The organism is Flexithrix dorotheae DSM 6795, from assembly GCF_000379765.1.
GTDB classification, from domain to species: domain Bacteria; phylum Bacteroidota; class Bacteroidia; order Cytophagales; family Flammeovirgaceae; genus Flexithrix; species Flexithrix dorotheae.
The window spans coordinates 221,591-236,859 of sequence record NZ_KB903430.1; the positions used below are offsets into that span (position 1 = coordinate 221,591).

Sequence of the window (15,269 nt, forward strand, 5' to 3'; positions counted from 1 at the left end):
TCTAAAATCAGGCAGCCATCGCCTTTTCTATGTTTTTCTTCCTTCTGTTAATTCTCATGGTCATATACCATCTTACGAGTCTAAAAACTCCCTGAATAGAAATTCCAATCACCTTTTCCTTAAGAAACTTTCTAAATAAAAGGGAGGCACTTAACACTGCTCCTGAAATAATGGCATTTACCTCATCTGGATTAAGAGACAGTTCAAACAATGGTTTAAAGTTCAACAAAATCAGGAAAATATCGATAAACCTGCTTAAAAATAAGGCCCCACCATTAATTTCGATAAGACGGTCATGAATGTTATTCTGATGTGTTTGAAATTTTTCCCCAACCAGTTTCCGCCAGGCTTTATCATTGGGAAACACCCCGACATTAGGGATATAGTTTACAATGTCACCGTCAAGTTGGATATTGGTACGGAAAGCAAAATCTGTTTCATTATAGGAAAAAGGGGTTCTTATTTCAAAACTTCCATATTTAAAAATCTCTTTGAATAACTGATACATTTTTATGGGAATCACCAGAATGTTGATGATCCTTCTGGGCTCATTCATTAACTCCACGGCCAGCATTTTTAGCCACTGTATGGTAGTTAAATCTTTACCAGTAAGGTCCTGAGAGGATTTGTATGGACGATTTTCAACCTTTGTCATCTTTGTCAAAAATCTTATTGAATGCCCTGCCCGCTAGTTTGGAGATGGTTTCAAAAAGTCTCGACCAGATTCTGGTACCTGATTCTGTGGAATCGTGATGTAAATTAAGCACCACCGCTCTCAAGGCAGGCTCCAAATCAATGAATTGTTTCGACAGGTAATTAGTAATGTCTCCATCAATCTGTACAATGGTCTGCAACAGGATTTTTTGTGTACCAATTTCCCATGCCTTCCTTAAAATAGTGACCTGGTCAGGAGCAAGCTGCATATCGGGAATTTTATTGATCTCATTCAGGTCAATATCGTTATTCCATTTCTCACTTTCTTTATGACTTGGGTGAAAACCAGTTACAGCATCAAGGTCATCAGGCGCTACTTTTTGTTCGTGGGGCCCCACCCCAAATTCTTTTCTTCTTACTTTAAAAATCCCAATTATGGCACTACTATGCCTTATAATTCTGGTAAGAATTTTAATTCTTTCTTTGAGTTTCTCTTTTAATTCCTCGTTATCAGCAGCTTCTAATCGCTTGTTATAATATTCAACCCCATTTCTGGCAAAGTCCAAAATTTCTGCAAATGAATATTCCCCTCCATAGCACCAGGTGAACACTCCAAAGTTTTTTCCCTTGGGAGGAGCTATTCCCGGATTATGCCCCAGGCCATATTCAATCATTTTGTCCCGGTAAGTAGAAGCTACATTGAGAAAGGCAATCCTGAGGGTATTAGGCATTTTACTACCGGTCATGTCTTCAGTCACGATAGTATTTACCTCCAGGTTCAGTAAGTTTGTCGCTAGATTTCTTAGATAACCTTGCATTTCAAGATTTGGTAATAATTAGAAAGCTCAAAAAATTGCCCGATCAAAAGTTGGCAAAAAATGTATTCAGATGCTTGAAAGGACCGACAAAGGCAGGTTTAACGCAAACCTGAAAAAATCCAAAGCGGTTCCGGACAATTTACATTAAATGTGAGCATCCTCTTCTTCATCAATATTTTCCTCATTCAGGTTCACCCCTTTACTTTTCTTATACAAATCGAAAATAGACATTATCGTCTGAATATTATTATTGATGATTTCATGTCCTCTTTCCTCCTTTCTTGCATGGAAATCTCTTAACCAGGCATATCGGTCAGTTACCAGATCATTACTGATGTTTGTAATCATATCCCCCTGCATGAGGTTAATTCTTGTTTGTAATATTTGAAACTCTCCTTCTTTTTTTACAGATATATTTTCTTCTTCATCTACCTTATAATCTCCAACAATGGTTTTAATTTCAAGGGTAACGAGGTTATTAATTGCTGTTTCAACATTTCTTACAAAGTTGTAAAATACACTGGTATCTTCTTTTTCTGCCATTTTTTTGTTTTGTTTATCGTAGAATATTCCTTCAATTTTAAGGATTGTTTAGAGAAATACAATATTAAAAAGGAAAATAATTTAGGTTGAATAGGTTTTGAGCCCAAAATTTTCACTTTTCCAATATAAACTTAACATTTTTATAGTAAAATGTTGCACTTTCCAATGAATTCTTTTCACAAGAAATCAATTTGTGTGATATCCCGGGAAATACAAACAACTTCAGGCATCCCCTAATTAAGTTGGTCCATACCGTTATAAAACCTGACATATTCTTACACCTGCCTTTTCCTCTGCAAATAATATAAAAGCTTACCTGCGTTGACAGAATGTTTTTTTACTAAAATTTCTATATGAGAGGATTTTTACCATTCCTTTTTTTTATACTATTTTCTCCGTTTTTTTCCCTTGCTCAGGGTGAAGCCAACACCTGGTTTTTTGGAAAAAATGCCGGAATTTCATTTGGTGCAAATGGACCAGAAGCCGTCACTTATGCTGCATTGAATACAGAAGAAGGCTGTGCTACTATAAGTGATAAAGATGGCAATTTGCTTTTCTACACGGATGGAGTTTCAGTCTGGAACCACCATCACGAAATTTTAAAAAACGGGGAAGGTTTAATGGGGAACCCCTCCTCTACACAATCCGGTGTAATTCTGGCCCATCCAGGAAAAAAATCACATTATTTTATTTTCACCATTGCAGAACATGGCCATGAAAATGGCTTTCGGTATTCTATTGCCGATATGTCCGCAAATGCCAGGAAAGGTGAAATCACCGAAAAAAATATTCCTTTAGTTACCCCTGTTACAGAGAAAATTACCATAGTAAAACACAGAAATAATAAAGATTTTTGGGTGATTACCCACGGTTGGAAAAACGATTATTTCCATGCATTTTTAATCAATGAAAACGGAATTGACCCTAATCCGGTTAATAGTAAAACCGGCAGTATTCATAAGGGAGACCCTAATAATACTCAGGGTTATCTCAAATCTTCACCGGATGGTACCAATCTGGCATTGGCCCTTGAAACCGATCATATAGTAGAAGTTTTTGATTTTGATAATGAATCCGGAAAGGTTAATAACCCCATTCAGTTGCCATTTGAAAATGGAGCGTATCCTTATGGGATTGAGTTTGCCCCAAATGGATCATTGCTTTATGTTTCAGCTGCAGGCTACGGGAAAGTCTATCAATATGATTTGCAGGCTGGCTCTAGGGAAAAAATTGTAGAATCCGGCATTTTGGTAGGAGGAACTGAAAACGAAAAGTGGATTGGTGCACTTCAGCTTGGTGTGGATGGAAAAATCTATTTCCCTATATACAATACCCCCTATCTCGGTTCAATTAACCAACCCAATCAACAGGGAGGAACCTGTCAATATCAAAACAACAGCATTTTTCTGGAATCGGGAATTAGCCAGTTGGGGTTACCAACTTTTAACCAAAGTCTTTTTAATGATCGGATAACAAACACTGAAATAAATTACTTTGAAGAAGATGAAATCAAAGTTGGAAAAACTTTAATTTTTAAACATCTATTGTTCGAAACTGCTCAGTCTCTCATTCAGGAATCGTCTTATCCGGAACTCAATCAGTTGCTGCATTATCTGGAGGCAAACCCTGAGATAAAAATTCAGATTTCCGGACATACCGATAATATTGGAAATAAGTCCTTTAATCAGGAACTATCGAAAAACAGAGCAGAGGCAGTTGCCGGTTATTTAACAGACAGAGGAATTCAAACCCACAGAATAATCACCCGAGGGAAAGGAAGTGCTGTACCCATTAGAGATAATAACACTGAAGAGGGCCGGAAAATGAACAGACGAGTGGAAGTAATTTTCACCAATTAATTTCGGCAAAAAATTAATTTCCTGAAAAAACGCCTTGAATTTCCTGAATTCCCACGCCTAAGGTTGCATTGGCTATTCTGTCCAATTCTTTTTCCTCACCTACAAAATGGAATGTCTGATGAACGTGTTTTACAGATTCATTCTTTTTCAATTCCAAAGCCGGAGAAGAACTTTCCAACTCATAAAATGGACCCATTTGATTTCCAGAGGCATCCAGCGGTCCATCATTGTAGGAATTTACAACATCCCCAGCATAAGGTTCATCCTGAATTTCCCACATAGAATTGACATAATCATTGGCATTGGGATCGAAGGAGTAACTAATGATGGTCAACAAATTATTGGCAGCATCATAACTCCCTGCAAATGAGGTAGCTCTTAATGGTGAAACTCCTATTTTTCCCCGGGATTTCCCATCGCCTTTGAAGAAAATATGAGATTCATTGGTGGCAATACGATCATCTGGAATTTTACCAAAGTAGGTATCATTCACTATTTCCCCCAAATTTGCCACTTCCCCTGAGTTTACGGGAATTACAATTGTATTTTCAGGAGAAGGCTGCAGCATACCCAAAATCCAGATGGAAAGCAAACCATTTTCTTTTTTCCAGTCCTGATCTCCAGTATTGGTAATGGAATTCAGAGAAGCAAAACCTACTGCATTTATCGATTCTGGAATAGAAAACCCCAGCTCCTCTGTCAATTGTTGGGGAGAATAAAGTATAATTTTTCGGTCAACCTTTATTTTAAAAGGAAACCCACTGTAATTCATCAATTCAATCTCCTTTTCAAATGCAGCTTCAGTAGGAGTTTTACTTATCAACTTGAAAGGTTCGCTGTCAATTGCAGTAGGAGTCTGCCAGTGGTCCAGGTCAAAAGGATCATCCTTTTTGAAAAAAATGGAATATTGTCCCCCTTCAGGTCCCATCCAAAATCGGTCTTCCCCACCAAAGGCATTGATATGTTTTTCTATTTTACCAGAAGAGATTAATTCATAATTCATCCAGCCAAAACTCATTCCCTCCATACCCTTTGCGGTAGAAGTCATAATTCTTCCCTGGTAGGCAGGACTAATTAATACTTTTGCATTTTCGTTTTCCAGTAAAACTATTTCCTGAAATTCACTCAAGAAATCCACATCATGACCAAAAGTTCCTTTAGCAAAATTGTGGTCTTTTTGCTGAACATCAGCACAGGCTACACTCATAATTACAGTAAAAAATAAAATTATCCTGGAAATCATGGCAATTCGGCAATCACAGTTTTGCCGCCTTTCGTTTTTTGATTGATTTCCACATTCACTTTTGCATCCACCGGCAAAAAGACATCCACTCGGGAGCCAAACTTGATAAAACCAAATTCATTTCCCTGCACCACATTCTGGCCTTCTTCTACATACCATTTTATTCTTTTCGCAAGTGCACCGGCAATTTGTCTCATCAGAACTTCTATCCCATTTTCATTTTTAATGACGATAGTGGTTCTCTCATTTTCTGTACTGGATTTCGGATGCCAGGCTACCAGATATTTGCCTGCATGATATTTAAAATATTTCACTACTCCCGACACAGGGTTCCGGTTTATGTGCACGTTTATTGGAGACATAAAAATGGAAATTTGTTTCCTTGTCTCGTTGAAATATTCTGTTTCTAATACATCTTCAATCACAACTACCTTCCCATCGGCCGGGGCAAGTACCAACTTCGGGTTGATCTCGGAAAAAACTTTCGGGTTTCTGAAAAACTGAAGGATCAGCAGAAAAAAAACAAAGCTTGCCCCCCAGAAAATATAATGCACGATGAGGTTCTCCGGAAAGAAATACAGAATTGCCCCATTAAGGGTAAATAAAAAAACCAGGGTAATAATTAAAGATGAAAATCCCTCTTTATGTATTGTCATAAAATTAAAAAGATGGTAATCAATATGTTTTAGAACTTTATAAGGTTTAAAAAAATACCTTACGGAAGTTGTTTAAAGTAAAGCTTTTTGGATTTGAAGGGTAGGTTTTGCTATTTGCTACCACAATTTAATCCTTCTCACCATAATATCCCTTTCTTCAAACAACTTCATAATAAAAAATCTCTTGGCAAATTTAACGATTAAAAAAATTAAATTTTCACATTCTTTATAGGGAATAAAAAAAGCGAGTCTTTTTACAAACTCGCTTTTTTTATCCTTATTACAATTTTAATATCCTCCTCTGAGTTTATAGGTGTCTGCCACTTTGGATATAGCGACCATATAAGCCGCAATTCTCATGGATACGTTATACTTTTCGGAAATTTTAAAAACTTTTTCAAAAGCATCTTTCATGATCCGGTCGCATCTTCGGTTTACTCTTTCCTGAGTCCATTTATAGCCTAGTCTGTTTTGGACCCACTCGAAATAAGAGACTGTTACTCCACCAGCATTAGCCAGAATATCGGGAACTACTGTAATCCCTTTATCAAAAATTACCGGGTCTGCTTTCGCCCCTGTCGGCCCGTTTGCTCCTTCTACTATTAGTTTTGCTTTAATATTTTGAGCATTTTTCAGGGTAATTACATCTTCTTTTGCTGCTGGTACTAATAAATCCACATCGAGCTCAATCAATTCTTCATTTGATATTTTATCTCCCAGCTCAAATCCTTCTAATGTGCCATTGTTTTTGTTTTTAAATTCAATAGCTGCTTTTATATCAATTCCTTTCTCGGAAATATAAGCTCCGGTATGATCGCTTATGGCAATTATTTTCACTCCTCTGTCTTCCAAAAGACTTGCGGCATTACTTCCTACATTGCCAAAGCCCTGTACCGCACATTTTGCATGAGCGGGATTAATCTTTAGTTTTTCCATGGCTACAAGGGAAGAAACCATCACTCCCCTTCCTGTGGCCTCCACACGTCCTAAAGAACCTCCCAAAACCAATGGTTTTCCAGTGACCACCGCACTCACCGTTTTTCCATTTGCTTTGGAATATTCGTCCATTAACCAGGCCATTTCCCTCGGTCCGGTTCCCATATCAGGAGCCGGAATATCCAAATCAGGCCCAAATATTTCATACATGGAAACTGTATAGGCTCTTGTTAATCTTTCCAATTCGCCAGCAGACATGGTCCAGGGCTTACACCTGATCCCCCCTTTCGCACCACCATAAGGTATGTCTACCACTGCACATTTCCAGGTCATCCAGGCCGCAAGTGCCTTTACTTCATCAAGACTTACATCGGGATCGTAGCGTATCCCACCTTTGGAAGGTCCCAAAGTGTTGGAATGAATGACACGGTAACCTTCAAATACCTTCTTGCTCCCATCATCCATAGTGATGGGAAGGGTAACAATTACCTGCTTAGTTGGGGATTTTAAAATTTCGTAGGTTTCATCATCCAGCCCAAGTTTATGAGCAGCAGTATGAAACCTTGACATCATCGATTCAAATGGATTCTCCTTGTCTTTTATAGGAGCGGGTTCTAAATATGCCATTATAATGTATGTTTGTTGGATAAGGTTTTCAAATTAACATTAATTTCGAGTAAACTAATGTAATTTTTACTAATTTATTTAAAACATTATAATAGCATGAAAAAAAAGCGATTTTTTATATAAAATAAGGCTTTTTCAACTACTTGTTTGGAAAACCAACGGATAGAATGTTGTAGAGAAGGATTTAAAACTTCAAATTACAGTTTATAGGGAATAAAATCTTCAATATTTTGCCCATATTTATAAATTTCCCTTACAATAGAGGAACTGATATAGGCATATTCGGGAGAAGTAATCAAAAACACTGTCTCAAGATTTTCAAAAATATGGGAGTTAATCTGTGCAATACTGTTCTCATACTCAAAATCGGTAGTATTCCTCAAGCCTCTCAACAAAAAATTAGCATTGTACTTCTGCGCCAAGTGAGCGGTTAATTCATTATAGGTAATCACTTTAATCCCCGAATCATCGGCAAAAGCCTCCTCAATTTTCCGGATCATAAAATCAACTTCAAATTCCCGCCTTGTTTTTTTCTGGTTATACCCAATAGAAATAATTATTTCATCGAAAATCTTTCTTCCCCTTCTTACCACATCAGCATGGCCTTTGGTAAACGGGTCAAAAGATCCGGGAAATAAAGCTGTTTTTTTCATGGAATTATGATTTTCCCAGAAAGGAATTTGAGATACAATTATGTAAACCCTGAGGTTTAAATATTTATATCGTATGCACTTAAAACATCAAAGTTATGAAATTCTGAAATTTCATCGAACTGATAATTGAATTTCAATCCGGTAGGCCTTTTTCCTAACTGTACGTGCTTAATGTATTTTTTTAGTTCGGGAATATAATCTGATTCTTCATCAAAACTTCCCCAAATCTTCAGTTCAACCTCTTTGGCAGGAATATTAAGTTCCTGAACCACAAGCATAATGTAATAGACAAAATCGCTTTCAGAATGAAACTCGAAGGAATTAATGTATTTTAAATTTTTCCCATCAATGGAAACAATCGTCACAATATCTCCCTCTACATTTACAAAAAGCTTTTTCTGTTTGCCCTGATTTAGCTTATACAATCCCCACAAAAAGCAAGTGTTATTATGGATAACTTTTGTACTGATAGTAGGGTAATAGCTATTCACCCATTCATAAAGAGATTTCCCTATTGAAAAACAACAAGTGGTTTTATAGTCTGGGGAATCGGCCTGCTTTACTAAAGTATTGGCAAGATTTACAGGTGCATTCAGCCGTAGATAGTCAACAGCTTTTATTTCAGTGCTTAGCAACTCGGAAGGAACAAAAGCAAACTTTAAATCAGATGGAATAACAACTACTTCTTTCCAGAATCCAGCATTTAGAAAATTATGATTACTCCAGACATTTTGTAAACTCACAATAAGGGCATTGTCAGTTAAAGCAAGTTCATATTGGTATTTCTCAAGAGCCAGACACCTGCTATTGGAGGAATCAACAACAAAAACTGTTACCCCAGTTTTATGAAGCTTAATAAAAAGCTTATACTGAGATAACAGATTAATGTCAAAATTTTGATCTACAAGGTTGTATTTCGTTGAATTATGGATTATATCTTCCAATATTATTCCCAGTTACCAGAAGTAGTAACTTCTGTTCTTGAACCAAATCTAATAAATCTTCTTTTAGGTATTTCGCTATCTTCTTTCCTAGTGATATCCAATGGGTATTTGTCAACTACCTCAATCACATCAATCATCACCCCGCTTTTCTCCACTTTTCCAGCAAATATTTCAAATCTTTTATCCTGATTAGCCGGATCATTTTCAAACCTTGGAATGATTGGTAATTTATCCCAATTGTAATTGGCATACTTAGGACCAAAAACATTTTGAATTACAGGTTCAATACCAATGGTATCAATCTCAATTCTAACACTATCCCCTAAATATTTTCTTGGGTCATCAAACTCCCTTTCAGTAATGATTTCTCTTTGCTCGGTGATATAAATCGAATCATTTTTAATAAAATTGATGAGCGTATCAAAACTACTGGTATACTCATCATATTTAGCCAAATAAGCTTTCTCTGCATCCCTGACCAGCATTAATTTGTTTTTAACTCTTTCTTCATCTGCTGCAATTTCCTTGGCAAGTTGAATTTTGCCAGCAATTCCATCAAATAATAAATATGACAGAAAAATAATTAATGGGATTAAACTGATAGAAAAGATTCTAGTCTTAGTCATTACTATTAAGTTTTAATGCAATTTATAATTTTTTTTAATTCTAAAAAATTTCACTTTATGATAAGACAGCAGAACAAAGTAAAATTTGTTAATACTAGCTTATTAAATAATATTATTCAAGTTATTAATTGTACTATTCCAAGTAAAATTAGTACCTTATCCACTATCTTACAAGTTTTTTGGCCGCAATCATCAAAATTTTGTTCCAAAATACTTCCCCCGCAATTAGTGGAATGCAAAAGTGTAAAAAAAGATACAGGAATCTAAATAAAATTTTAATAATTATTTATCGTTAAATAATATTTTTTTCCGCTTAAAAGCCAATGTTTTAAACTTCCCCTGATTCCTTTAATCTAATTAATAATTCCCCTTTAAATCTTTTAAAACCCTGAAAGACCAACCAGCCTATCAGGCTACCAGCCAGTGCTCCGAAAAAAATATCTCCCGGATAATGAACACCAACAGCAATTCTGCTATAAGCTACAATTGCCGCCCACAAGTACATAAGTTTGATATATTTTACATCATTTCTAAGCAGCAGGAAAAATATGGTAGCAATTGCGAATGAATTGGAAGAATGTCCCGAAATAAAGCCAAACTGGCCACCACATCCTCTAAATGTAAGATGCACAAGTGAGGAAATTTCCGGATCGTGACAGGGCCTGAGCCTGGCAAAAAATGGTTTACAGAATCCGGAAGAAAACTGGTCTGCTAAACCTATAGTGATTAAAATTGCAGCCAAAAGATAAAGGCCCTGCCAGCGGTACTTTTGAAAAATAAAAATCAGAACTAAAGCATATAGCGGGTACCAGGTCTCCTGATCGGTCATAAACCCAAAGAAGGAATCGGTAAAAGAACTGTGAAGGCTATTTAGAAATAAGAATAGTTGTTTATCAAGCTTATCTAAATATTCTATCATTTTATTCTCTTACTTTTGCGGTTCAATCTTAATTCCCCTGATTTTAAAAAAGGAAATTTTGGCTAAAAATAGAGAGAAATAATTATTTCAAAGAATTGAAAAGTAAAAGTTTAAGGATGAAAATAGGTTTTTTGTGTAATTCTCCATCATGGGGTGGACTTGAAATCAACAACTATAAACTCGCTCAATGGCTTACGGAAAGAGGACATGAAGTGGTGATGATCGCCCATTCGGATTATCCTATCTACAAGCATTCCAGAGACGCGGGCCTTCCTCTTATTCACTTTCCAGCCAGGTACAAAGACTTGAGCCTGAGAGCCTGTATGCGATTATCCAAAACTAACAAAACTGAAAAATTTGATACCTTAATTCTCGGGGTTAATCAGGACATAAAGCTTGGAGTACTTACCAAAAAATTTGGATTAGGGAAAACCCTGCTCATTTATCATCAGCAAATAGAACTTGGGGTAAACAAAAGAGATTTTTGGCATACTTCCATCTACAAGTCATTGGATGCCTGGGTAACACCCCTAGAAGTATTGGCCAACCAGGTGAGGGAAAGGACAAATATTGATCCTGACAAAATTAAGATAATTCCCCTGTGCATAGATGTAAATAGGTTTTCGGAAAATAAAATGAAAATGCAGGAAGCCAGGGAAAACCTGGACTTGCCACAAGAAGAACTAATTATTGGGATGGTAGGGCGAATGGACCACCAAAAAGGACATGCTTATTTTATTGAGGCATTGGGAGAATTGAGGAAAAAGGATATTGAGGTTAAAGGCTTGATTTGTGGGGTAAAAGAAGAAGATAAAGGCTCTGAATATTTAAAATCACTAGAGTCACTTGCAGAAAAAAATGGGCTAAAAGACCAAATTTACTTTCGGCCGTTTAGCAAAGATGTAGAAACAGCCTACAAAGCCATGAACATTTTTGTGATGGCTTCTCCTGCAGAAACTTTTGGAATGGTGACGGTTGAAGCACTTGCCTGTGGAGTTCCTGTGGTAGGAACAAACCATCTGGGCACTAAGGAAATTCTAAAAAGTGGTGATTACGGACTGGTATTTCCCCCACGTGATGCAAAAGCCTTATCCAACTGTCTGGAAGAATTAATCGATGATGAACTTTTAACCAGTACACTTGCCGCAAAGGGAGTTGATTACGTAAAATCCACCTACAACTTCACCAGACAATGTGAGCTATTTGAACAATTAATTACGGAGTTGAAAGAAAAGAGAGGGTGATCAAAAACAAAAAAAGCGAAGATAAACCATTTTAACTTCGCTTTTCAAGATATCTTTTTTCTAAATTAACAGAGCAAATTAAGGCACATTTTTATTAAGGAAACTATCACTAACTTTATTATACTCCTTAATCATATCATTTTTTTCATCAAACAATTTCGCATTTACTTCATTATATCTTGCAATGGCCTCATTCACTTCCTTAATTCCATTGTTATATTGATCCACATCTGCCTGAGTCCGCTTATTGGGTTTTATGGCATCAAATGAAGTTTTTATTTTTTCAAATTTTTCCTGAGCCAATATGCATTCTATGATAGCAGGTACAGTAACTTCAGCCTCTTCTTTGTAAAAGTTTAAGGCCTTTTTGGTCATATTAGCCATGTCATAGTTGCCTTTAAAAGCCCCAAATTCTTTCAGCTTTTCCAGCCCCTCATCGCTGTAGCTGATTAATGCACTTTTATTTTGTTCGATCCCGCTTATATCCTTAGCTGACAATGCTTCCATAAGATAATTATCCTGGTGATAACTTTTGAAAAACAACAGATATAAGTCATTATAATAACTAAATACTTCAGAAGCTTTTCTCATCTTCTCCCCCAATTTAGTTTCAGATTCTATCAGTTTAATATTGTTTTTGGCAGCAAAGGCCTCCTGCGCAGTTGACATTCTTATGGCAGCATCAGTCAATTTTTCATCAGCAAGCTCCTTAGCTATTAAGTAAGCCTCCATGGCATCAAATGATTGTTCCTTCACTTCATCCATATCCACCAGCTTTGCATAATCTTCATTAATCACATTATAACTGATGGCCAAAAAACTTCCTACTGAATCCTTAAGGGTTTTGTCTCCTTCAAAGGCAGGCATTTTTGAAATTTTGTACTTAGTTTCCTTTATGGTATTTAAAAGTTCCTTTCTTCGTTTTTCAACTTTTCTCGCACTTTTTCCATGTGCAACTGATCGTGTATAATCCCATTGGTCTTTGGTGATTTTATTATATTCTTCACCAATGTAACTCATATACCCAACACTGGTTTTCAAATCCTGAGCCTGTATTTTTTTTAGATGTCCACTAATAATAAAAATTAGTATTAAGAATAGAAATGATTTCAATCTCATGTTTTTACAATACTTATATGGTTGAAAATTTTTTAAACTTTAAAATTATTTAGCATCAATTAAATCCCTTAGAATAAGATAGGTCTCCTCCAGATAGGTGTCTTTTTGCAGCGCTGTTTTAAATTCATGCTGAGCCAATTCCCTATATTTATCCATCTGCATTAATTCCTCATCCCAGGCAGTATTTTTTAGGACAAATCGGGAACTTTCCTTTCCTTCCAGTTCCTCCAAGCCATTCACCAAAGGAGCTTGGGATTTTTCATTCTTGTAAGTTTGAATATCCAAGGGTACGACATGTTCAGACAGCTTTGTTTTTTTAAGGAATTCACCTGTCTTTTGCACCTTTTTCAGATATTCGTTTTCACTTTGCCTTTCAAGACTTCTTTTCTGTAAGGTGAAGACGGGAAGTTTCTTTAGAGGTTTATAATATACCTTTTTCACAATTTTATCATTGGCCAGGGCAGTTTCATAAGTTGCCTCTTTTTCAATAAAATATTCCATCAAATCAGGTAAATAAACATCTGGTTGAATTCCCTCTTTTTGATAAGTTCTCCCATCAAGGCGGTAAATTTTAGAATAAGTAGTCTTCATAAAACTTGAGTTTAAATCAGAAGTATTATAATCCGAATATTCTGATTCACCCTCTATATTAGTTGGGAATAATATCTGAGCTGTTGCCTTTCCATAGGTTGGGCTGCCAACAATTACAGCCCTGTTATAATCCTGCATCACTCCTGCAAAAACCTCTGAAGCAGAGGCACTTAAACCATTCACCATCACTACTAAAGGACCATTGTAGATAGTCCCTCTATTCATATCTTTTTTCAAAATAAGATTTCCTTCGCTGTCTTTCTGAATAAATACAGGTCCCGAATCTATAAATATACCAGCAAGTCCAATGGCCTCATTCAAAGCTCCACCACCATTATTCCGGAGATCGAGAATTAATCCCTCCACACCTTCATTTTTTAATTTAATTAACTCCTTGGCAACATCATTTGCACAACCCAATCGCTGGTTATCCATATCTGTATAAAAGCCAGGAAGAGCTATATAACCTACTTTTTTGTCTCCATCAATAATCAAACTATTGATGATATTTTCCTCTGAAACAGCATTTTCATTTTGCAAAATAATTTCCTTCTCCCGCCCATCAGATTTTTCAATAGTTAATTCAATACTTTTTTCAGCATTGGACACTAAAAGTTTGTTCACTTCATAAATATCCAGTTGTGAGAGTTGATAAATTTTTTCATCAGATTCTTTCAAAACCAAAAGCTTATCCCCTTTGTGAATAGCATTGGATTTCCATGCAGGACTGCCAGGAACAAGCTTTTCTACCAAAACTTCCCCTTCTTCATTTTCACCTATTTCAATTCCAAATGAATAAGTATTTTTCGATACATGGGAAAGGAAAAGCTCAGTCATGGAAAGTGAATAATAATTGGAATGGGGATCAAATGCAGTGGTAATGGCATTAAAAAATGACATGGCAACATGGTTTTCAAACCCCATAGGATGGTCAATTTTCTTTTCAATATTTCTTTGGTAGATTTTACATATTTTTTCCCGTGAAAAAGGTTCTCTACTCAGTAGTGCCTCTTCTGAAATGGAAAAAGGGTCATCAGATTCATCAGCAGGGGAAAATATTTCCTTAATGACCTGGTACTTAATCCATTTAGCCCATTTATTTTCTAAGCTTTGAACATCATTTCTAAACTGCCCCTTTTTGGATTGAATAAAAACGATTGAATCTTTTTGCACAAAGTCAATAGGATTCCCGGCCATTTTTACCAAAATACTATCGGCTCTTAATAAAGCTTTTTGGTACTGTTTGATGGCCGTTGTCAAGAAACTACAATTTTTATTTCTAATATTATCATCAATTTCCAGACTTTTTGAAGCCAAAAAAATAGAATCCTGACGAGTAAAGTAAAGCCTGGATGGGTCAAGGGCTTTTATAAAATTTTCAAATGTTTTAACAGCAAGGGAATCATCTAAGGCCAAGGGGTGATAATGGATTTTTTCCAATAAAGCATACACTCTACCTGCCTCTGAACAATTATTTTCATTTATTTGTGAAAACGCAATAACAGGGCAAATCAGCCATAAAAGCAAAGTCCTTAGAATAAAAGGAAAGATTTTCATGGTAAACAATTGTTTATTAAAACTTTGATAGCAAGTGGATTTGAACTTTCAGGAGAAATTAAACAGCATTTTGACTCAAAATAAAATTAATCACACCGCTTAAATAATTTCACCTAACGGATATTGGCAAATATAACCCATTTTATCATATGTGAAAGATTTCTCTTAAATAATAACTATTATTCACTTTTTCCCATATTTTAAATAACTCAGTAAAAAAATACCCACATTTTGCATTATTATAAAATCCCCCTTAAATTCCTTAACTTAATTATTTGTT

The 15,269-nt window shown here is 35.9% G+C and carries 14 protein-coding genes; 2 read left to right on the plus strand and 12 right to left on the minus strand.

What is annotated here, in order from left to right; translation table 11 throughout:
* Nucleotides 1–7 precede the first annotated feature (7 nt).
* The 3 genes from A3EM_RS0100930 to A3EM_RS0100940 all read right to left on the minus strand — a co-directional run bounded on the left by A3EM_RS0100930 (nt 8) and on the right by A3EM_RS0100940 (nt 2,015).
* Nucleotides 8–655, minus strand: coding sequence for a hypothetical protein (locus A3EM_RS0100930; protein ID WP_020526275.1), 648 nt, complete (start codon nt 653–655; stop codon nt 8–10).
* Nucleotides 642–1,472 (minus strand): hypothetical protein, encoded by an 831-nt coding sequence (locus A3EM_RS0100935; RefSeq protein WP_020526276.1) that lies wholly within the window; start codon nt 1,470–1,472, stop codon nt 642–644. Before A3EM_RS0100935 ends, A3EM_RS0100930 begins: the two co-directional genes overlap by 14 nt.
* 144 nt (nt 1,473–1,616) lie before the next feature.
* Nucleotides 1,617–2,015, minus strand: coding sequence for a hypothetical protein (locus A3EM_RS0100940; protein WP_020526277.1), 399 nt, complete (start codon nt 2,013–2,015; stop codon nt 1,617–1,619).
* Between the two features lie 353 nt (nt 2,016–2,368).
* On the opposite strand from A3EM_RS0100940, the gene A3EM_RS41130 reads away from it, so the two are divergent.
* A complete protein-coding gene (locus A3EM_RS41130) occupies nt 2,369–3,874 on the plus strand; it encodes an OmpA family protein (protein WP_020526278.1) in 1,506 nt (501 codons plus the stop codon).
* 13 nt (nt 3,875–3,887) lie between these two features.
* Here A3EM_RS41130 and A3EM_RS0100950 read toward each other — a convergent pair whose 3' ends face one another.
* From A3EM_RS0100950 to A3EM_RS0100985, 7 genes are all read right to left on the minus strand, one after another.
* The gene (locus A3EM_RS0100950; protein ID WP_020526279.1) at nt 3,888–5,117 is read right to left on the minus strand and encodes a DUF6786 family protein; all 1,230 of its coding nucleotides are present in this window, start codon (nt 5,115–5,117) and stop codon (nt 3,888–3,890) included.
* The gene (locus A3EM_RS0100955; protein ID WP_020526280.1) at nt 5,114–5,773 is read right to left on the minus strand and encodes a phosphatidylserine decarboxylase family protein; all 660 of its coding nucleotides are present in this window, start codon (nt 5,771–5,773) and stop codon (nt 5,114–5,116) included. Before A3EM_RS0100955 ends, A3EM_RS0100950 begins: the two co-directional genes overlap by 4 nt.
* Nucleotides 5,774–6,061: 288 nt before the next feature.
* Nucleotides 6,062–7,336, minus strand: a complete 1,275-nt coding sequence (locus tag A3EM_RS0100960; RefSeq protein WP_020526281.1) for a Glu/Leu/Phe/Val family dehydrogenase — start codon at nt 7,334–7,336, stop codon at nt 6,062–6,064.
* 197 nt (nt 7,337–7,533) lie between these two features.
* On the minus strand, nt 7,534–7,989 hold the full coding sequence (gene coaD / locus A3EM_RS0100965; protein ID WP_020526282.1) for a pantetheine-phosphate adenylyltransferase: 456 nt from the start codon (nt 7,987–7,989) through the stop codon (nt 7,534–7,536).
* A gap of 56 nt (nt 7,990–8,045) precedes the next feature.
* Complete coding sequence (locus A3EM_RS0100970; RefSeq protein ID WP_020526283.1) at nt 8,046–8,933, minus strand: DUF3822 family protein; 888 nt, start codon at nt 8,931–8,933, stop codon at nt 8,046–8,048.
* Between the two features lie 2 nt (nt 8,934–8,935).
* Nucleotides 8,936–9,559 (minus strand): hypothetical protein, encoded by a 624-nt coding sequence (locus tag A3EM_RS45355; protein ID WP_020526284.1) that lies wholly within the window; start codon nt 9,557–9,559, stop codon nt 8,936–8,938.
* Between the two features lie 328 nt (nt 9,560–9,887).
* Entirely contained in the window at nt 9,888–10,478 is a 591-nt protein-coding gene (locus tag A3EM_RS0100985; protein ID WP_026210028.1) for a phosphatase PAP2 family protein, read from the minus strand.
* A 116-nt stretch (nt 10,479–10,594) separates the two neighbouring features.
* Here A3EM_RS0100985 and A3EM_RS0100990 point away from each other — a divergent pair, with 116 nt between their 5' ends.
* Complete coding sequence (locus A3EM_RS0100990) at nt 10,595–11,722, plus strand: glycosyltransferase family 4 protein (protein ID WP_020526287.1); 1,128 nt, start codon at nt 10,595–10,597, stop codon at nt 11,720–11,722.
* A 78-nt stretch (nt 11,723–11,800) separates the two neighbouring features.
* Here A3EM_RS0100990 and A3EM_RS0100995 read toward each other — a convergent pair whose 3' ends face one another.
* Together A3EM_RS0100995 and A3EM_RS0101000 are read right to left on the minus strand one after the other, a co-directional pair.
* On the minus strand, nt 11,801–12,841 hold the full coding sequence (locus A3EM_RS0100995) for an LIC11966 family surface protein (RefSeq protein ID WP_020526288.1): 1,041 nt from the start codon (nt 12,839–12,841) through the stop codon (nt 11,801–11,803).
* 45 nt (nt 12,842–12,886) lie between these two features.
* A complete protein-coding gene (locus A3EM_RS0101000) occupies nt 12,887–14,989 on the minus strand; it encodes a carboxy terminal-processing peptidase (RefSeq protein WP_020526289.1) in 2,103 nt (700 codons plus the stop codon).
* Nucleotides 14,990–15,269: the final 280 nt, after the last annotated feature.

What these genes read in the sequence shown, in the direction of transcription:
- A3EM_RS0100930 (WP_020526275.1), bottom strand. Translation starts at nt 655, where the DNA reads ATGACAAAGGTTGAAAATCGTCCATACAAATCCTCTCAGGACCTTACT.
- A3EM_RS0100935 (WP_020526276.1), bottom strand. Translation starts at nt 1,472, where the DNA reads ATGCAAGGTTATCTAAGAAATCTAGCGACAAACTTACTGAACCTGGAG.
- A3EM_RS0100940 (WP_020526277.1), bottom strand. Translation starts at nt 2,015, where the DNA reads ATGGCAGAAAAAGAAGATACCAGTGTATTTTACAACTTTGTAAGAAAT.
- A3EM_RS41130 (WP_020526278.1), top strand. Translation starts at nt 2,369, where the DNA reads ATGAGAGGATTTTTACCATTCCTTTTTTTTATACTATTTTCTCCGTTT.
- A3EM_RS0100950 (WP_020526279.1), bottom strand. Translation starts at nt 5,117, where the DNA reads ATGATTTCCAGGATAATTTTATTTTTTACTGTAATTATGAGTGTAGCC.
- A3EM_RS0100955 (WP_020526280.1), bottom strand. Translation starts at nt 5,773, where the DNA reads ATGACAATACATAAAGAGGGATTTTCATCTTTAATTATTACCCTGGTT.
- A3EM_RS0100960 (WP_020526281.1), bottom strand. Translation starts at nt 7,336, where the DNA reads ATGGCATATTTAGAACCCGCTCCTATAAAAGACAAGGAGAATCCATTT.
- coaD (WP_020526282.1), bottom strand. Translation starts at nt 7,989, where the DNA reads ATGAAAAAAACAGCTTTATTTCCCGGATCTTTTGACCCGTTTACCAAA.
- A3EM_RS45355 (WP_020526284.1), bottom strand. Translation starts at nt 9,559, where the DNA reads ATGACTAAGACTAGAATCTTTTCTATCAGTTTAATCCCATTAATTATT.
- A3EM_RS0100985 (WP_026210028.1), bottom strand. Translation starts at nt 10,478, where the DNA reads ATGATAGAATATTTAGATAAGCTTGATAAACAACTATTCTTATTTCTA.
- A3EM_RS0100990 (WP_020526287.1), top strand. Translation starts at nt 10,595, where the DNA reads ATGAAAATAGGTTTTTTGTGTAATTCTCCATCATGGGGTGGACTTGAA.
- A3EM_RS0100995 (WP_020526288.1), bottom strand. Translation starts at nt 12,841, where the DNA reads ATGAGATTGAAATCATTTCTATTCTTAATACTAATTTTTATTATTAGT.
- A3EM_RS0101000 (WP_020526289.1), bottom strand. Translation starts at nt 14,989, where the DNA reads ATGAAAATCTTTCCTTTTATTCTAAGGACTTTGCTTTTATGGCTGATT.